General features: G+C 34.2%; 19 protein-coding genes. 16 read left to right on the forward strand and 3 right to left on the reverse strand.

Annotated features, from left to right (window positions below; genetic code table 11):
• The first annotated feature begins 19 nt into the window (after nt 1-19).
• The 5 genes from BLT48_RS02370 (at nt 20) to hbs (ending at nt 4,763) form a co-directional block, all read left to right on the forward strand.
• Nucleotides 20-637: a LysM peptidoglycan-binding domain-containing protein gene (locus BLT48_RS02370; RefSeq protein WP_089974887.1), complete on the forward strand. Its 618-nt coding sequence runs from the start codon at nt 20-22 to the stop codon at nt 635-637.
• Between the two features lie 88 nt (nt 638-725).
• Nucleotides 726-1,403: a (d)CMP kinase gene (gene cmk / locus BLT48_RS02375; RefSeq protein WP_035022657.1), complete on the forward strand. Its 678-nt coding sequence runs from the start codon at nt 726-728 to the stop codon at nt 1,401-1,403.
• A gap of 103 nt (nt 1,404-1,506) precedes the next feature.
• Nucleotides 1,507-2,727, forward strand: a complete 1,221-nt coding sequence (rpsA, locus tag BLT48_RS02380) for a 30S ribosomal protein S1 (protein ID WP_089974889.1) — start codon at nt 1,507-1,509, stop codon at nt 2,725-2,727.
• Nucleotides 2,728-2,915: 188 nt separating this feature from the next.
• Nucleotides 2,916-4,229, forward strand: a complete 1,314-nt coding sequence (gene der / locus BLT48_RS02385) for a ribosome biogenesis GTPase Der (RefSeq protein ID WP_035022663.1) — start codon at nt 2,916-2,918, stop codon at nt 4,227-4,229.
• Nucleotides 4,230-4,487: 258 nt separating this feature from the next.
• Nucleotides 4,488-4,763: a non-specific DNA-binding protein Hbs gene (gene hbs, locus BLT48_RS02390; RefSeq protein ID WP_013710665.1), complete on the forward strand. Its 276-nt coding sequence runs from the start codon at nt 4,488-4,490 to the stop codon at nt 4,761-4,763.
• A 78-nt stretch (nt 4,764-4,841) separates the two neighbouring features.
• On the opposite strand, the gene BLT48_RS14575 is transcribed toward hbs, so the two are convergent.
• Entirely contained in the window at nt 4,842-4,985 is a 144-nt protein-coding gene (locus BLT48_RS14575; RefSeq protein ID WP_244885793.1) for an integrase, read from the reverse strand.
• Nucleotides 4,986-5,221: 236 nt separating this feature from the next.
• Nucleotides 5,222-6,199 (reverse strand): sensor domain-containing diguanylate cyclase, encoded by a 978-nt coding sequence (locus BLT48_RS02400; protein WP_089974897.1) that lies wholly within the window; start codon nt 6,197-6,199, stop codon nt 5,222-5,224.
• Nucleotides 6,200-6,387: 188 nt separating this feature from the next.
• Between BLT48_RS02400 and BLT48_RS02405 the strand changes: the two genes are divergently transcribed.
• Together BLT48_RS02405 and BLT48_RS02410 are read left to right on the forward strand one after the other, a co-directional pair.
• A complete protein-coding gene (locus BLT48_RS02405; RefSeq protein ID WP_089974900.1) occupies nt 6,388-7,653 on the forward strand; it encodes a tetratricopeptide repeat protein in 1,266 nt (421 codons plus the stop codon).
• Nucleotides 7,654-7,701: 48 nt separating this feature from the next.
• The gene (locus tag BLT48_RS02410; protein ID WP_089974903.1) at nt 7,702-8,277 is read left to right on the forward strand and encodes a ReoY family proteolytic degradation factor; all 576 of its coding nucleotides are present in this window, start codon (nt 7,702-7,704) and stop codon (nt 8,275-8,277) included.
• On the opposite strand, the gene BLT48_RS02415 is transcribed toward BLT48_RS02410, so the two are convergent.
• Nucleotides 8,274-9,164 carry a YitT family protein gene (locus tag BLT48_RS02415; RefSeq protein WP_089974906.1) on the reverse strand — a complete coding sequence of 297 codons (891 nt, stop codon included), beginning with the start codon at nt 9,162-9,164 and terminating at the stop codon, nt 8,274-8,276. The two genes, BLT48_RS02410 and BLT48_RS02415, sit on opposite strands and share 4 nt — an antisense overlap.
• Nucleotides 9,165-9,372: 208 nt before the next feature.
• On the opposite strand from BLT48_RS02415, the gene dapB reads away from it, so the two are divergent.
• The 9 genes from dapB (at nt 9,373) to nth (ending at nt 19,250) form a co-directional block, all read left to right on the forward strand.
• Nucleotides 9,373-10,164, forward strand: coding sequence for a 4-hydroxy-tetrahydrodipicolinate reductase (dapB, locus tag BLT48_RS02420; protein ID WP_089974909.1), 792 nt, complete (start codon nt 9,373-9,375; stop codon nt 10,162-10,164).
• Nucleotides 10,161-11,366 (forward strand): CCA tRNA nucleotidyltransferase, encoded by a 1,206-nt coding sequence (locus BLT48_RS02425; RefSeq protein WP_089974911.1) that lies wholly within the window; start codon nt 10,161-10,163, stop codon nt 11,364-11,366. The genes dapB and BLT48_RS02425 overlap by 4 nt, the downstream gene beginning before the upstream one ends.
• A gap of 173 nt (nt 11,367-11,539) precedes the next feature.
• The gene (locus BLT48_RS02430) at nt 11,540-12,142 is read left to right on the forward strand and encodes a nitroreductase family protein (RefSeq protein ID WP_089974914.1); all 603 of its coding nucleotides are present in this window, start codon (nt 11,540-11,542) and stop codon (nt 12,140-12,142) included.
• 207 nt (nt 12,143-12,349) lie between these two features.
• On the forward strand, nt 12,350-12,826 hold the full coding sequence (locus BLT48_RS02435; protein WP_089974917.1) for a hypothetical protein: 477 nt from the start codon (nt 12,350-12,352) through the stop codon (nt 12,824-12,826).
• Nucleotides 12,827-12,955: 129 nt separating this feature from the next.
• Entirely contained in the window at nt 12,956-15,784 is a 2,829-nt protein-coding gene (gene dinG, locus BLT48_RS02440) for an ATP-dependent DNA helicase DinG (RefSeq protein WP_226776662.1), read from the forward strand.
• Between the two features lie 74 nt (nt 15,785-15,858).
• Entirely contained in the window at nt 15,859-16,377 is a 519-nt protein-coding gene (locus tag BLT48_RS02445; RefSeq protein WP_051923384.1) for a cell wall elongation regulator TseB-like domain-containing protein, read from the forward strand.
• Between the two features lie 101 nt (nt 16,378-16,478).
• On the forward strand, nt 16,479-17,777 hold the full coding sequence (asnS, locus tag BLT48_RS02450) for an asparagine--tRNA ligase (protein ID WP_089974921.1): 1,299 nt from the start codon (nt 16,479-16,481) through the stop codon (nt 17,775-17,777).
• Between the two features lie 103 nt (nt 17,778-17,880).
• Nucleotides 17,881-18,597, forward strand: a complete 717-nt coding sequence (locus BLT48_RS02455; RefSeq protein WP_089974925.1) for a DnaD domain-containing protein — start codon at nt 17,881-17,883, stop codon at nt 18,595-18,597.
• Between the two features lie 14 nt (nt 18,598-18,611).
• A complete protein-coding gene (nth, locus tag BLT48_RS02460; RefSeq protein ID WP_089974927.1) occupies nt 18,612-19,250 on the forward strand; it encodes an endonuclease III in 639 nt (212 codons plus the stop codon).
• Nucleotides 19,251-19,258: the final 8 nt, after the last annotated feature.

Consider the following 19,258-nt stretch of genomic DNA (forward strand, 5'->3'; position numbering starts at 1 on the left):
TTAGGAGGAGTACTAAAAGATGAGTAAAAGAAATTCTAAAAATAACCCTAAAAAAGAAAATGCATGGAATCGTAAATTTGATGATGACGATAGTTTAGTGGATGATAAATATTCTAGAACAGCAAGGAAAAAATCGAAGAAAAGTGTACACCCTGTTATAACATCGTTGGTTATTTTCTTACTATTGATTATTATTTTACCGAGTGTTGCTTATCTTTGGTGGTCTAATGTAGACTCCGATAGTAGTAAAAAACAGAACGAAACGGAAGAAAGAATGACCATAACACAAAATAGCAGTAGTGAATCAAGTAGCTCAGAAGAATCGGTTTCTGAGTCGGAATCTGAATCAGAAATTACATCTGAAAGTATAGAAGAAGAGTCATCTGAAAGTGAAGTTGTACCACCAGAAGAGCCTGAATCGCAAGTGGCAGAACAGCCTGTAATTGAGGAGCCTGAAAGTGTAGAAGAACCAGAGTCTGAAGTGGTAGAAGAAACAACCAATACTTATACTGTACAACCTGGGGATAACCTTTACCGTATTGCTTTGAATCACAACATGACAACAGATGAACTGAAAGCATTAAATGGTATAGCTGGCGATTCAGTTAGTGTCGGAACGGTCTTGAAAGTTAAGTAAACGTTCTTTAGAGTTGGATTTTTTATAATTGACAGAAGGCTAGGGTTAACCTAGCCTTTTTAATATGAAAAGAAAGTAGGAAAAAAAATTGAAAAAAACAATACAAGTTGCCATTGACGGGCCGGCTTCCGCTGGAAAAAGCACAGTCGCTAAGATATTAGCGAAAGAATTAGGGTACATTTATTGCGATACTGGAGCAATGTATCGTGCTCTAACGTATCAAGCAATCAAAAATAACATCGAAGTAACAGATGAAAAACAATTAGTTCATTTGTTGAAAGAAATGATTATTTCTTTTGAACCAAACAAAGGTAATCAAAAAGTGTTTATTAATGGTGAGGAAGTAACCGATGCTATTCGTTTAACAGATGTAACAAATGCCGTTTCAGCTGTCTCAGCTCATGGTGAAGTTAGAAAAGAGCTAGTAAAAAGACAACAAGAAATAGCAGCACATGGTGGAGTAGTTATGGACGGACGTGATATAGGCACAGCCGTTTTACCAACAGCGGAAGTGAAAATTTTTCTTATTGCTAGTGTTGAAGAACGTGCAGAAAGACGCTACAAAGAAAATTTAAGTAAAGGTATACTTACTTCACTAGAAGTGTTAAAGCAAGAAATTGCAGATCGAGATTACAAAGATTCACATCGTGAGGTTTCTCCACTTACACAAGCCCAAGACGCTGTTCGTTTGGATACAACTAGCTTAACTATTGAACAAGTTGTGGAAAAAATCAGAGAATTAATCCAAATAAAACTTAATAATTAAGGATTCTTTTACTTTTTCAGTCGTTTTGGTGGCAATAATTTAAAGAATTGGTTAAAATATAGAGAGAAAGTATTTTATTGGCTAGTTATAGGAGGGCAAACATATGACGGAAAATGAAAAAAACCAAGAGGTCAACGAACAAGAGTCAATGATTGATGCAATGAATAGTGTTCAAGAAATTAATATTGGAGATAGTGTTAAAGGTGAAATTTTAGCGATTCAAGATAATAAGCAGGCTATAGTTGGTATTATTGGCGGTGGAGTTGAAGGTGTCATTCCGAACAATGAATTATCAGCTGCTCCATTTGAAAATGTTACAGATGTTGTAAATGTAGGAGATATCGTAGATCTAGTTGTTATTAAAGAAATTAAAGAAAAAGAAAACGGCAGTTATTTATTATCAAAACGCCGTATTGACGCTAAAAAAGTATGGGAAAAAGTTCAAAAAGAATTTGATGAAGGTGCCATTATTGAAGCACCTGTTAAAGAAGTAGTAAAAGGCGGTTTAGTTGTAGATGTAGGCGTCAGAGGATTTGTACCTGCTTCTATGGTAGATGTTCATTTTGTAGAAGATTTTTCTAGATACAAAGGACAGACATTGAAATTTAAAATCATTGAAATCGAACCTAGTGAAAATCGTTTAATTCTTTCTCATAAAGCTGTTGTTGAAGCAGAAAACGAAGAAAAGAAAAAAGGGTTGCTTAGTCATTTGGTTGAAGGCGATATTGTAAAAGGGAAAATCGCTCGTTTAACAAATTTTGGAGCGTTTATTGATCTTGGCGGTGTAGATGGACTTGTCCACATCTCGCAAATTGCTTATGAGCATGTAAAAGATCCTGCCGATGTCTTGACAGTCGGAGAAGAAGTTAACGTGAAGATTCTTTCTGTGAATGAAGAAGAGGGTCGTATTTCTCTTTCTATTAAAGAAACATTGCCTGGACCATGGGACGATATTGAAGAGCGTGCAGCTGTAGGTTCTGTTCTAGATGGCCTGGTTAAACGTTTAACAAGTTTTGGAGCATTTGTTGAAATCTTCCCAGGAGTTGAAGGACTTGTTCACATTTCGCAAATTTCGCACAACCACATAGCTACTCCGCATGAAGTTTTAAGTGAAGGTGCCGAAATTAAAGTGAAGGTATTAGAAGTTAATCCAACGGATCAGAGACTTTCTTTAAGTATCAAGGCATTAGAAGAGAAACCTAATCAACCGAAAGCAAGTCAAGCAGAAACCAATTACGATTTGCCTGAAGAAGATACTGGTTTTACTTTAGGTGATATTTTAGGCGATCAATTGTCTGACATTACAACAGATGAGGAGAACTAAAGACATCGTTAAAAAGGATATGTGAACATTTTTTTGTTCTCATGTTCTTTTTTTTTGCATTTATTGAGTAAAATGGAAGAAAAATCAAAGTATTTATGAGAGTTTGCCTTATTCCTTAAGCAAAAGCTTGCATGTTTTGTGGTATTTCTATAAACTTATAAGAGAATATAAAAAAGGAGGCAAAAACAATGGCAAAACCAGTTGTAGCCATCGTTGGTCGCCCTAACGTAGGAAAATCAACTATTTTTAATCGTATTGTTGGAGAACGTATCTCAATTGTAGAAGACGTATCAGGAGTAACCCGTGATCGTATTTATGCACCAGCAGAATGGCTAGGAAAAGAATTTAATGTGATTGATACAGGCGGGATCGATTTAGGTGATGAACCATTTTTAGAACAAATTAAACATCAAGCTGAAATAGCTATGGATGAAGCAGATGTGATTATTTTTATTACAAGTGTAAAAGAACACATAACAGATGCGGATGAAAATGTAGCAAAAATTCTTTATCGTACAAATAAACCAGTATTATTAGCTGTTAACAAAGTAGACAATCCTGAAATGCGTAACGATATTTTTGACTTTTATTCATTAGGATTAGGTGAACCTTTCCCAATTTCAGGAAGTCATGGTTTAGGAATCGGTGATTTGTTGGATGCAGCAATCAATCATTTCCCAGAAGAGCAAGAAGAAGATTACGATGATTCTGTTATAAAATTCAGCTTGATTGGTAGACCAAATGTAGGGAAATCATCACTTGTAAATGCTATATTAGGCGAAGATCGTGTGATTGTTTCGAGTATTGCAGGAACGACTCGTGATGCTATCGATACTGCTTTTATTGGCGAAGATGGAACTGAATTTGTTATGATTGATACTGCTGGAATGCGTAAAAAAGGGAAAGTTTATGAAAACACTGAAAGATATAGTGTTTTAAGAGCCTTAAGAGCAATCGAACGTTCTGATGTTGTTCTATGTGTATTGAATGCAGAAGAAGGTATTAGAGAGCAAGATAAAAAAGTTGCTGGATATGCCCATGAAGCCGGAAAAGGAATCATCATTGTTGTAAACAAATGGGATACTCTTGAAAAAGATAACCACACAATGAAAGCATTTGAAGAACAAATTAGAAGCGAATTTTTGTATCTAAGCTATGCGCCAATCATATTTGTTTCAGCTTTAACAAAACAACGATTAAATAAACTTCCTGAAATTATTGAGCGAGTAAGTATGAACCAAAACTTACGTATTCAATCTGCTACTTTGAATGAAGTCATATTAGATGCAGTAGCTATGAACCCAACTCCAACGGATAAGGGAAAAAGATTGCGCATTTATTATGCTACTCAAGTAGCTGTTAAACCGCCAACGTTTGTAGTATTTGTGAATGAACCCGAAATGATGCATTTCTCTTATGCTCGTTTCTTAGAAAATCGTATTCGTGATGCCTTTACTTTTGAAGGAACACCGATTCACCTTATAGTGAGAAGAAGAAAATAAGCATTTTAACACAACTCTTAAGGGGTTTCAAATAATTTGTTGAATATTTGAAAAATGCTTAAGAATATCTTCTAAAACAGTAAAATTCATTGCAGTATCAGTATTTATATGATATCTTTTTAAATGAAATGTCATTTAGAACTACTAATTTTACATTTCGCAATGATTCATTTTTGGGCCACTCAAAAATGTCTAAATGATGTTTATTTACTTAAAAATAAAGCATCAATTCTTCTTTCCGAGGGAGGTGAAATACACATGGCTAACAAAGCAGAATTAATTGAAAACGTTGCTACTTCAACAGGACTTACTAAAAAAGATGCAACTTCAGCAGTAGATGCTGTTTTTGAATCAATTCAAACTTCATTAAGTGAAGGTGAAAAAGTTCAAATTATTGGTTTTGGTAACTTTGAAGTTCGCGATCGTGCTGCACGTAAAGGTCGTAACCCTCAAACAGGGGAAGAAATCCAAATTGCTGCAAGCAAAGTACCTGCATTTAAACCAGGTAAAGCTCTTAAAGACGCAGTTAAATAATACAGTACTGAAAACCCCTGAGAAATCAGGGGTTTTTGCTGTTTATAGGGTGTTTTTACTTAGAAAAACAGCAATTGTTTATAAACCGCTAGCTTCAAGTTGGGCTATTATGTTTGTTTTCATCGAATTAGTGACATGAGTATAGATGTGATTTGTGATATCTGCATCCTCATGGCCAACTCTATCCATGATGGTTTTTAAAGGTACATTATTTTCAGCCAATAAGGAGATGTAAGAGTGTCTGAAGATGTGAGAGGATAAATACCTTGTCTTTCATTCCAACACGCTGTCCTGCTCCTTTTAGAGCTATATTAAAAGAGTTGTTTTGAATTGGCGTGCCAAATTTTGTTTCAAAAATATAAATTCTTTTTAAAAACTTATCACTATATATTTTGCTTCGAATCGTTTAGCATGTAAAAAACCTCATTTCGTAACCAATTTACGAAATGAGGTTTTATTTACATGATTATTTGGTTTCCTCCATTTTTAACGGCGGTTACTAATTTTTTAGATACATGATTAACTAACTCACTGATTGTTTCTTCTTTATTAAATTCGGATATACCAACACTTACACTTACATGTTTAGGAACATCGAAAAGGGTTTCTAAAACAGTTTGTCTTATTGTGTCAGCAAGAATATAAGCTTCTTCTTTTTGAGTATCATTTAATAAAATCAAAAAGACGGATTCTCTGTATCTACCAGCAATGTGATTGTTTTTTTGAATGGCTACTTGTATGATCTGACCAGTGACTTTTAGTATTTCTTCACTTAAGACCACTCCAAACAGCTCCTCATATTCGGAATATTTATCAATTTTCAAAAATATTACGGATAAAGGAAGGTCATATTTTTTTGACTGGTTTGCATGTTTTGCTAGCTCTACTGTAACAGCTGTTCTGTTATATAAAGAAGTGAGAGTATCCTTTTTCATTTGATTGGATAAATTTTGATTTCTGGCCATCAGTTGATTTCGTTCTTGTTCTTCCTGCGTAATGTCGAATACAATTCCCTTAAGAAATAGTGGAGCTCCTTGTTCGTCTCTCTCTGTTACTTTTCCGAAATCACGATACATTTTCCACGAACCATCTTTGGCTTGAATACGGTATTTTGTATTCCAAGCAGGTATGTCTCCCTTAAGATGGTCTGTCATTAGTTGCATCACTTCATCTTTGTCATCAGGGTGAATTTTATCTGTAAAAAAATGATAAGGAACTTTTTCCGGTAAGTCTTCTTTTAAGTATCCGATTGCTTCTGCTTTTAGTGGATTAAAGGTGACTTCATTCAATGTAAAATCCCAGAACCATTGCCCTAAATTTTGTGTCCATTCAAATTCTAGACGTTCTGTTTCTTGAAGAGCTACCAATAGTTCTTTATTCAATCTTTTTAAAGAAGTCATTTGTAAGATGAGCTCTTCATTAGTATATTCTTGCAAAGTACTATCCCCTTTGTTAAAAATGTAGTTGACTGAAAATATTAACCTTTTAAGCTTACTTTATATTAGAGTTGAGTTCAATAAGTTTTGTACACTTTAATAAATAGAAAAAGGGTAGGACCCTACTTGTTCTAATTTATGTTAAAATAGAAGATATAGAAGATTGTAAAATGAAAGAGGTTTTTGACATGTCATATGGACAAATGATGATCGACACGCTTCAAAATAATCAATTAGAAGAAGCGATGAATTATTTTGAACAAGCTTTAAAACAAGATACAGATGAAGAACTGTATAATCTTGCAGATTCTCTTTATCACCTTGGTTTTTTAAATGAAGTAAAAAAAATAAATCTGCACTTGCTAGAAAGTCATCCTGAAGACGATGAATTAAGAATAAGTTTAGCTGAAATAGCTATTGAAGCAAATGAATTAGATTCAGCAATGGATTGGCTTCTAGAAGTTACAGAAGACAGTGACGTTTATCCTCAAACGTTGCTTGTTTTAGCCGACTTATACCAAGTTCAAGGTCTTTATGAAGTCAGCGAGCAAAAACTCCTCACAGCTAAAAAAATCCTAACTGATGAACCTGTGATAGATTTCGCCTTAGCAGAACTGCATTTTTCTATGGGAAAATATGCTCAAGCGATTCATGGCTATGAAGAATTGATGAACCAAGGTCTATCCGATTTTTCAGGTATCAACCTGGCTGCTCGATGTGGCAGCTCATACAGTGCATTAGGTGATTTGGAGCAAGCTATACTATACCTAGAGCAAAGCTTGGAAGAAAAAGAAAACGTTGATACGTTATTTCAATTGGGCTTCTCATATTTACAAGACAAACAATACCGCCGTTCAATTGAAACCTTAAATAAATTAAAAGATTTAGATCCGAACTACACAACCTTATATCCTTATTTAGCTAAAGGACTTGAAGAAGAAAATGAACTGGATAAAGCTCTTGAAAATATTAAAGAAGGTTTAAGAGTGGATGAATACAATTATGAACTTTTCTATTATGGTGCTGATATAGCCATCAAGCTAGAAGACGAATCTTTAGCGGAAGATTATTATTTAAAGGCCGTTCAACTTGTTCCAGAAAATTCATCTGTGCAGTTAGCGTATACAAATTTATTGTTGAAACAAGAACGTTTCGATGAAACAGTCGAATGGATTCAAAAAATACTCGTACAAAATGAAGTTGATCCTCAGTTTTATTGGAATCTAGCTTTAGCCAATGAAGGTTTGGAAGAATATTCAGCAGCAAGTATTGCTTACCAAAAAGCTTACCTATCACTTGGTCAGAATAAAGATTTCTTGAAATCTTATATCTATTTTCTACGTGAAGAAGGAGAACGCACTATTATCAAGGATGTGATTAACGACTATTTGCTTCTTGTGCCAAGTGATGCAGAAATAATAGAAATACTAGAAGAAATAAATAGCAACTATTAATTGATTAAGTTATAATGAGAAAAAGGGTAAGATAGGGAGGTTTTTTACATGAACATCCAAATTTCTTTAGAAGCTAAAAAAAATTTTCTTGGATGGTTTTTAGACCGATACCAATTGAAGAGAAGAGAATCTATGTGGATCCTAAACTACTTACTAAATCATGATATAGTATTAAACAAAGTCCATTTTGTAGAAGCTGTAGATAAAACTCCACGGGGCATGATGATGTCTACAACGGAAACGAACAATGAAGCTTTTCTATTTTATAAAAATGGAACAGTGTTTAGCGATCCGGAACAAGCTTTCCATGAAGTTCGATTAAATTGGCAAGAAGAGATGTATATTGAGCTAGTTTTTTTAAATCCATGGAAGTCTGCCGAATACCTGACTATATTGGAAGATAATCCCTATTACAAGTGGAATGAAACTATTAGTATACAACTTGTTGAAGAAGTTGAACTTGCACTTGAGACGTTATCATTAACGGAACGAAAACAAAATACACTCCATCAGATTGACCTGTCTTTAGAAAAAGAAGATCGAGAAAGATTTATTCAATTGTCAAAACAATTAAAAGAAATTGAAGAAGATTTAAGGAATGAACAAAAAAAGCCAAACCATTAAGGTTTGGCTTTTTTTATGAAAATTGGTTGCTTTGGTTTAGGGTCGAATGAGAAACCTTCTCCTAGAACTTCATGTACCGTTAAAAGAGAATAAAAAGCTTTTGAATCAATTTCATGAATGATTCGTTTAGCCATGACAATTTCATGACTGCCTAAAACGCAATACAATACTTTTTTCTCTTCTTTTGAATAAGCACCCTCAGCTTTGAAGAACGTTACGCCTCGTTCCATTTCTGACATAATCGTTTCAGCGATACGTTCATGTTTCTCAGAAATAATAAGTAATCCTCTTGCTGCATAAGATCCATCTTGCATAAAGTCAACGATTTTAGAAAATACATAAGAAGCAAGCAACGTATACATCATATGAGGCAAGTCTATGTAAGTTAACGATAACGTTAAAATAAAAACATCAAAGACCAATAATGTTTTTCCCATTGAAATACCTTTTTTCTTTTCTAAAATGCGAGCAAGAATATCGCTGCCGCCAGTTGTTCCACCTGAACGATAGATCATACCGCTACCCACTCCACCACATAAGCCAGCTAAGATGCCAGCTATAAAAAGGTCGTTTTCTAAATCAATAGCAATTGAAGTTCGTTGCCATATATATAAGAAGAAGGACAACATAGCTGTTCCATATATGGTGTAAATTAATGAACGGTTGCCTAACATTTTCCATCCGATTAATATCGTTGGAATGTTTAGGAGTAATGTAGACAGAGCTGGATCAATGTGAAACCAGTAACGTAACAATAAAGAAACACCGGTCATTCCACCTTCAGCTAATTCGTTTGCAATATTGATGTACACTAGTCCAAATGCATAAAGTGCACAGCCGATTGTAATAATCAGTATATCTTTTACAGCTATTTTTTCGTTTAACATACATTCACTCCTGACTTGATTTATCTTATAAAGAATACATTTTTTTTGAAAAATAAGCAACAAGTCTTGCAACCTTCTCACTTTTTGGTAGACTTAAAGAATAATAGGCTATGAAATGAAGAGTGTTTTAGTCAGTTGTCATAGATAAAATAGATAACGTGAAAAAAGAAGTTACGGTGGAAAAGCCGATTGAAAGGGAAGAATAAAAATGATTAAAATTGTAGTTGCAGGTTTTAAAGGTAAAATGGGGTTAACAGCCACGAAAATGGTACTAGAAAATGAAAAGTTCTCTTTAGTAGGCGTACTTGATCCACATTCTTCTGAAAAAAGATTAAATGAGTTGAGCGAATTTTCAACTGTAGATGTACCTGTGTTTCAAGATAAAGAACTAATGGTGAAAGAAGTCCAAGCAGATGTGTGGATCGATTTTACAATTCCCACTGTTGCTTTCAAAAATACTTGTTTTGCTTTAGGAAAAGGAATCCGTCCAGTGGTTGGGACAACTGGTTTTACAGAAAGTGAAGTTAAAGAAGTTCAGCAACTAGCGAAAGATAAAAATCTTGGTGGATTAATTGCGCCTAATTTTGCTATTGGAGCGGTTTTAATGATGGAGTTTGCTGCTAAAGCTTCCAAGTATTTCCCAGATGTAGAAATAACTGAGATGCATCACGATAATAAATTAGATGCACCAAGCGGTACAGCAATTAAAACAGCTGAAATGATCTTTGCTGAGCGCGGACATCATGAACAAGGAAACCCTGAGGAAAAAGAACTGATCAAAGGAGCACGTGGAGCTGACTATAAAGGCATGAAAATTCACAGTGTGCGTTTACCCGGTCTGGTGGCTCATCAACAAGTGCAATTTGGAAGCGTTGGTGAAGGGTTAGTAATCCGCCATGATTCATTTGATCGTTCTTCGTTTATGACAGGTGTGGCTTTAGGCTGTGAAAAGGTAATGTCATTACATGAATTAGCCTATGGATTGGAAAATATTTTATGATTTTGTTCGATCATCAGTTTAAACAGGCGTTGCCAATTATTGATAAAATAGAAGAAGCTGGTTTTGAAGCTTATTTTGTGGGTGGAAGTGTCAGAGATACTCTTTTAAATAAGCCAATCAATGACGTGGATATCGCCACAAGTGCAAAACCAAATGAGATCAAAGAAATTTTCCCAAAAACGATTGACGTGGGCATTGAACATGGCACTGTAATGGTGTTATGGAAAGATGCTAGCTATGAAATCACTACATTCAGAACAGAGTCAACGTATCAAGATTTTAGACGTCCTGACACTGTTGAATTTGTTCGCTCTTTAAAGGAAGACTTAAAGCGTCGTGATTTCACAATCAATGCTTTAGCGATGGACCGAGATGGGAAAATTATTGACTATTTCAATGGTCAGAAAGATTTAGAAAATAACTTAATCAAGGCAGTTGGTATTCCTGAAGAACGTTTTTTTGAGGATGCTTTACGCATGATGCGTGGTGTAAGATTTGTTAGCCAACTAAATTTTAGCATGGATAGTGAAACAGAAGCAGCGATTCACAAAAATCATCCGTTACTTGAAAAAATAGCAGTTGAACGCATTCAAGTTGAATTTGTAAAGCTTCTTTTAGGAAGTGGAAGAAAACAAGGGCTTGAGTTATTTATCCGAACGAATCTCTTTTATTATTGTCCAGGACTGAAAGACTCTAAAAAAGAATTAGAAGAATTCGCTAAATTAGATTGTGTGATTGAGAACCGGATTGTTGCTTGGGTATTGTTGATTCATTATCTGAACAAAACGAGTGATGATGTTGAATTGTTTTTAAGAGCTTGGAAATGTTCAAAAAAAGAAATTAATCAGGTGAAATTAGCTATGATTGCTTTAGAGCATCGTTTGAAAAATAATTTTAACCGTCAAATCCTTTATCAAACTGGACTTCAAGTTTCTTTAGATGTTGAAACAGTTATGGAATGTTTAGGCTATCCAATTGATTTTGAGACTGTTCATAAGTTATACCAAGAGTTGCCAATTTATAGTAAAAATGACATGAAAATAGATGGCAATGATCTACAAGTAGTGTTAAATCGAAAACCTGGCAAATGGTTAGGAGATTTGATGACAGAAATAGAAGCCACTATTTTATCTGGCGAATTGCCAAATGAAAAACCAATCATAGTTGAATGGGTTTCAACTCATTATACTAAAGATGCTTGAAAAAGCTGATATACCGTTATTTAAATAAAAAGATAGTCATCAATTTATAAAGATGACTATCTTTTTACTTATTTTTTGTAACTAATTTAACAAATAGTAAGAAAAAGGTTTACGCACTAAAAATAAGTTGTTATACTAATAAAGTAAGTTAATTAAAGGAGGAATTTTAAATTATGGAAAACCAATTCACAAAATTATTAGAAGAACGTCGTTCAATTTATTCTCTAGGGAAAAATGTTTCATTATCTGAAACAGAAATCGTTGGATTAGTTCAAAAAGCGATTAAAGAAAGTCCATCTTCATTCAACTCACAAACTTCACGTGCAGTTGTATTATTTGGAAATGCTCACAACAAAGTTTGGGATATTACTGAAGAAGCTGTACTTAAAGCTATTCCAGACGGACAAGACGTTACTCCAACTAAAGAAAAATTAAATAGCTTCCGTGTAGCATTCGGAACAATTTTATTCTTTGAAGATACAAGTATCGTTAAAGCTTTACAAGAACAATTCGCATTATATGCAGATAACTTCCCTATCTGGTCTGAACAATCTACTGGGATTGCTCAACACTCTGTATGGACAGCATTAGCTGTTGAAAATATTGGCGGAAGTTTACAACATTACAACCCGTTAATTGATGATGCTGTTCAAAAAGAATGGAATCTTTCTGCAGACTGGAAATTAACTGGTCAAATGCCAATTGGTTCAATTGAAGCTCCAGCTGGTGAAAAAGAATACATGGATGATTCTGAAAGAGTTCTTGTATTTAACTAATCATTAATGAACTAAACGAATGGTCTATTAAGAAGTAAATGAAGGAATAGGAGTTTGGTGAACTTCCTATTTCTTTTTTTTGTTTCACCTTGTTAAAAAAATCACAATTTACAATCTTTTTTATTTACATATGTTAATTTTATGGTAGAATGAAACTAGTAAAAGAATCACAAACTTTTTAAATAGTAAAAAAAGGGAGCGAAAATAATGAAAAAAGAAGTTAAGGCATTAAAAATGACGTTTAAAAATGGAGAAACTTGGACAATCGATAAAGAATTTATTGGAGATCTATGGATTAAACACATTTCAAAAAGTTTTGGGCGCATTGGCAATAGCGAACTTCAAGAAATTTTCCCGTGTGAATCTTTAAAAATTGAAATTTTCCCAGAAGCTGATGAAGTGAATTCAAGCGACATTAATCTTGGCGGTTTAGAAATGGGTATGTTTGATCGTGCAGTGAAATATCCAGATATTGAAAAAATGGATATCCTGTATAGAGATAGTGAAAATTCAGATTCTGTAGAAATTATGGCTCAAGAGACCGTTTATTTCCCTTATGAAGCAATTGACTCTGATCGAATTGATAATGCATATCAAAGTTCATTTGTTTCTCAAGATAATGTGTTGTACATTGTCATTGATAAAGAAAAGACAGTAAAAGATATCTATAAAGATAAATTCTAAAAATAAATAGTTGGTACTTAAATGACTCAAGAGAAAATGGCTGGATGTCCATTTTTTCTTGAGCTTTTTTTGTTTTTTTTTTAGCTTCATAGTATGATGGTAAAGAAAATACTATGTCTAAAGAATTAGGTGAATAAATTGAACCATAAAGATACATATGCTGTAGTGGATATTGAAACAACAGGCGGTAATGTAGCCAGTGGGGACCGTATGATTCAATTTGGTTGTGTCTTAATAGAAGACGATAAAATTGTTCATCGTTTCGCAACAACAATCAACCCTCTAACCAGTATCCCAAAACAAATAGAGCATTTGACGGGCCTTTCAAATAAATCAGTTGCCTTAGCACCATATTTTGAAGATGTTGCAGCAACCATTTATAATTTATTGGAAGATTGCATTATCGTCGCACACAATATCCAATTTGATTATATTTTTCTTTCAGGAGAATTGCAGCGTTGTGGAATGCCAGCATTGAAGAATAAAGGAATAGACACCGTTGAATTAGCACAAATTCTATTACCTACTGAATCAAGTTACCGGCTAAATGATTTAGTCAGCAAATTTAATATTGAACACACTAATCCGCATCAAGCAGATAGCGATGCAGCAGTTACTGCAGAACTTTTTCTTGAATTGAAGAATAGATTAAAAGAGCTTCCTTTAGTTACTGTAGAAAAAATGGTTGAAATTTCTGAGCACCTTACTATGGAAACATCTTATTTCTTTGGAAAATTCTTAGCTGAAATGAAACAGGAGCGATTACCGCTCTCTGAATCTATTATGATTAAAAATGGTTTAGCAATAAAGATCAAGGAACCTATTTTTGAACAGAAAGCTTACCGCGAAGAGGTAAGTTACCCAACAACTGTAGCGAAGAAGGAACAGTTGTTTCAGACGAAGCTGACAACCAGAAACCAACAAATCAAAATGATGGATGCAGTGTTTGATTATTTTACGACTAATGAAAAGGGTCATTTTGCAATTGAAGCTGCTACAGGGGTTGGTAAGACACTGGGTTATTTAGTGCCGTTAGCTTATATTGCAACAGTTGAAGAACCAGTAGTCATCAGCACATATACTACCTTATTACAAAAGCAACTATTAGAAAAAGACATGGTTCAACTAAATACGATTTTGCCTTTTACTGTGCAAGCAGCCATATTAAAAAGTAAAAATCATTATATTCACTTAACGAAATTTCAAGAAGTATTAAGAGACCCGATAGAGCAAAAAGTAGAAGCCATTTATAAAATGAAGTTACTGACTTGGTTGACGGAGACGGAGACTGGAGACTTGGATGAGTTGAATTTAACCAATTACAACCATGTATTTTGGAGCAAAATTCGGCATCGTGGTTGGTTGACGAAACCGGAAGAAGATTTATGGCATAATGAAGATTTTTATTTGCATGCTCAACAAAAAGTCAACCATGCAAGTGTAATTATTACGAATCATTCTTTTTTATGTCATGATTTAAATCGTAAAGAAAAAGAGTTGCCAACGATGAGTAAATTGATAATTGATGAAGCCCAGCATTTACCTGACGTAGCAACAGAAGCTTCCAGCGAAACTTTTGGGTATTACAGTATGCAGCAACTAATAAAAACCATCGGCCGTACCTCAGACGAGAAAAGCTTTTTAGGTAGACTGAGTCAACTCACTCAACAGCTTCCTGAAATGGACCGTTCTCATATAGAAAATATGGAGTTGAACATACTTTCATTAGAGGATGAACTATCCGATTTTGTTCATCAATTACTGATGTATTGTAAAAATACTACAGCCAATAAGCTTTACGAACAAGAACAAATAGATATTCAATTTAACAGAGAAACCAGCTGGAATCTGGCATTAAAAAAGGCGTCAAAAAATGTTTTGACATTGATGAATGAAATCAATTATTTAGGGCTTGAATTAGTCAACCATGGATTAAATGAAAAACACCAATTAACCCAAAGAGAACGCTATTTACTTGAAGATTTTTTTGATGTATTGACGAAATTTGAAACTCAAAAAGATATTTTTTATGCTGTTTTTCAAAAAAATGAAGATAATGAAGTGACTTGGTTTTCTTATAAAGAGAAAAGTCCTAAAAATACCTTCACTATTAAGCGTTCAAAAGTAGACAGTAGTAAGTTTTTAAAAGAAAAATTGTTAGATCATACACCCTTTATTTTGTATACAGGGGCTACATTAGAAATTAGCGGTTCGTTCAGTTATTTTGAAGCACAGCTAGGAGAATCACAGTTAAGGGAATTAGTTATTGATTCGCCATATGATTATAAAAAACAAGCTAGACTGTGGATTCCTAAAGAGCTTAAACCCATTAAGGCATTATCAAAGAAAGATTATGTCCAAATGATCGTAGAACAAGTAGAAAATATTATTGAACATTCAAATGAAAATACAATGGTGTTATTTAATTCTTATGAGATGCTACAAGAAGTGTATTTTTCACTTCAACAAAAATCTTCCGTTTCTGGACGTGAGTTATTAGCACAAGGGTTTTCAGGTAGTCGGGAACGTATGTTGAAACGCTTCTTTAGATCTACAGGAGGTATTTTACTAGGAGCAGATAGTTTTTGGGAAGGCGTTGATTTGCCTGGAAAATCGTTAAGTGTGATCGTCATCACCCGATTGCCATTTGAATCTCCAGACAGACCCTTTGTTAAAGCAAAACATCGCTATTTGGAACAAAAACAGTTGAATCCATTTACAGTTGATTCGTTGCCGAAAGCAACCTTGCGTTTAAAGCAAGGTTTAGGAAGGCTCATTCGTTCTGAGAATGATAAAGGGATCATGATTGTATTGGATAATCGTTTGATCCAAACAAGTTATGGCAAACAGATTTTAGCTGCACTACCGAAAGAATTGCCAATAGAAGAAATACCAACTAAAAAAATCGGTGAAAAGTTGTCTCATTTTTTAACTATTGAAGAGAAGGAAATGAACTAAACGATTTAATTTTATAACGGAATGTTCAGTAAAAAGAAGGATTTTCTGTTATAATAGACTATTAAAAGCAACAGATGAAAGAAGAACAAAAGAATAAACTAAAAGTAGGGATACTTATGAAAAAAGGAATACTGATCACTTCAGCAATTGTCATGAGTGTGATACTTGTCTGCTCAATTACCCTTTTGTTGATTAGTCAAGACCCAATTAAAAAAGCAGAAAAAGAGACGATTGCCATTGCAAAAGAATCTGCTGGTCTAGTGAAAGCAACTGATTTTTATTGGTACAATCGCGATAAGACTTATTTTTCCGTTTCGGGAGTAAACGAATCTGATGAGGAAATTATGGTGATAGTAGCTAAAGATGGTGGAGCCACAACGGTTTTGAATCAAGATGAATTCATTACCGAACAACAGGCTAAAGCATTGACACGCGAAGATAAAGGAGCAGTTGATATTCTTGAAGCTCGTATCGGCCTTGATGGTGAAACACCTATTTGGGAGATTTCTTACAAACAAGAGAATGGAAGACTAGGTTATTATGTTTTGACCGCTAAATCCGGCAAATGGGTAAGTGATATTGAAAATATTTAAAGATTCTTAAAAAAGACCGTTATAGAGTCTGTTTTTCTTGTATAATAATCAAGGCAGTAAAAATAAGTGACCATCAAAATTTATTTAAAGGAGTTTTAACTGTGGAACATATTACAATTATAGAATCCAAAAATCATGTTGGAGAAGAAGTAGAGATCAGAGCTTGGGTAGCAAATAAACGCTCAAGTGGTAAAATTGCATTTTTACAATTACGTGATGGTTCTGGATTTTTTCAAGGAATCGTAGTAAAAAGTGAAGTTGAGGAAGAAGTTTTCCAATTAGCGAAATCGTTGAATCAAGAAACTTCTATTCTATTAACTGGTGTTATTCAAGAAGATGCACGTTCAAAATTCGGTTATGAAATTGCTGTGAAATCGATCAAAGTAATCGGTGAAAGTCATGATTATCCTATTACTCCAAAAGAACATGGGACAGAATTTTTAATGGATCACCGTCATTTATGGTTACGTTCTTCAAAACAACATGCAATTATGCGTATTCGTAATGAAATTATTCGTGCTACTTATAATTTCTTCAATGAAGAAGGATTCATCAAGGTTGATCCACCAATCTTAACAGCAAATGCTGCAGAAGATTCAACAGAATTATTCCACACAGAATACTTTGACCAAGAAGCTTTTCTTTCACAAAGTGGTCAATTATATATGGAAGCAGCTGCAATGGCATTTGGGAAAGTCTTTTCCTTTGGTCCGACTTTTAGAGCAGAAAAATCGAAAACTCGTCGTCATTTAATTGAATTTTGGATGATTGAACCTGAGATGGCGTTTATGGATCATGAGCAAAGTTTAGAAGTACAAGAAAAATATGTTGCTTATCTGATCCAAAGTGTTCTTGATAATTGTGATGATGCGTTAAACACATTAGAACGTGACAAAGAAACGTTGAAAAAATACACAGAATTGCCTTATCCAAGAATTTCATATGATGATGCAGTAACTTTATTGAATGAAAATGGGTTTGACGATATTACTTGGGGAGATGATTTTGGATCACCTCATGAAACCTTTATTGCAACTCAATACGACAAACCTGTATTTATTTTGAATTATCCTAAAGCTATAAAAGCTTTCTATATGAAGCCACATCCTGAAAGAGAAGACGTTGTGTTGTGTGCTGATTTAATTGCTCCTGAAGGGTATGGAGAAATAGTTGGTGGAAGTGAACGTGAAGTTGATTTTGATGCATTGTCTCAACGGATTAAAGACTTTGGCCTAAAAGAAGAAGACTATGCATGGTATATGGATTTACGTAAATACGGCAGTGTACCTCATTCAGGATTTGGATTAGGACTAGAACGTACAGTAACATGGATTAGTGGAACAGAGCATATTCGTGAATCTATTCCATTCCCGCGCTTGTTAAATCGTATTTACCCATAAAAAACGAGTACAGCAACTTGAGTCTTTCTAAGTTGCTGTTTTTTAATCGTATAAGACAACAAAAGACCCCTTTAATTGAGAACAATAAGGAGGATAGAACTCAATGAATAATCATTTATTACAAAAATGGCTGAAAGCAGGAAATACGACGATATCAAATGTCTTGTTAACCCATTATAAAAGTCTTGGTTTAAGTAATGAACAATTGATTTTAGTTTTGCAGTTAAAATCATTTATTGATGCTGGAAATGATTTTCCAGACACAGAAGTTATTTCAAAACGAATGCAAATTTCTTCTTCAGATGCCTTTCAAATGATTCATGAATTAATCAATAAAAAATTGATCATCATTGAAACAGAAAAAAATAATGAAGGAAAAACGCGTGACAGTTATCGGTTGGATTTATTATGGGATAAACTGGCAATGGTTATTTCCCAGCAAGAAAACCAACAGCGTTTTGAAAAACAGCATTTATCTGAACAAGACTTATTTCAATTATTTGAAGCTGAATTTGGTAGGCCTTTGTCGCCAATAGAAATACAGACGATAGGGATGTGGCTGGATGAAGATCATTATGCCATTGAATTAATTGAGTTAGCGTTAAGAGAAGCAGTTTTGAATCAAGTATACAGTTTGAAATATGTAGATCGTATCTTACTAAATTGGGAAAGAAAGAATATTCGAACCAAAGATCAAGTTGAAAAAGAAGCAAGTCGTCGCAGAAAAGCAGGCACTAAAACGCAAACTTATTCAGTATCTAAAGAACCGACTACTAAAGTACCTTTGCACAATTGGTTAAATAATAACGAAAATTCTTAACAAGAGGTGAAGAGATGCTACCTAAAGAGCAAACAATTCAAATGATTGAGGCAATGGGAAATTTGTTTCCTCATGCAACTTGCGAACTTGTTCATAAAAATGCTTTTGAATTATTGATCGCTGTTATGTTAAGTGCACAGACCACAGATGTTTCTGTAAATAAAATCACACCAGAATTATTTCGTAGGTATCCTACACCAGAAGCCTTTTTAGATGCACCTGTAGAAGATATTATGGAACAATTAAAGACGATTGGCTTATACCGTAATAAAGCAAAATTTATTAAAGGCTGTTGCCGCAAACTAATGGATGAGTTTAATGGAATGGTCCCAAATAAAAGAAGCGAATTAGAATCTTTACCCGGTGTCGGTAGGAAAACAGCAAACGTTGTTCTGAGTGTGGCATTTAATCTTCCAGCAATTGCTGTTGATACACATGTTGAACGGGTGACGAAGAGATTGGGGATTTGCCCTCCAGAAGCTACTGTTCGTGAAGTAGAAGAGATCTTGATGCAACAATTGCCAAAAGAACTTTGGAGTATTGCACATCATCGATTAATCTTTTTTGGACGTTATCAATGCACGGCTAGGAATCACGATCATGACATCTGTATTCAATTATTGAAAGAAAACAAGCCTATAAAAGTACAATAAAAAAGCAA

Source organism: Carnobacterium viridans (assembly GCF_900102725.1).
Classification (GTDB): domain Bacteria; phylum Bacillota; class Bacilli; order Lactobacillales; family Carnobacteriaceae; genus Carnobacterium_B; species Carnobacterium_B viridans.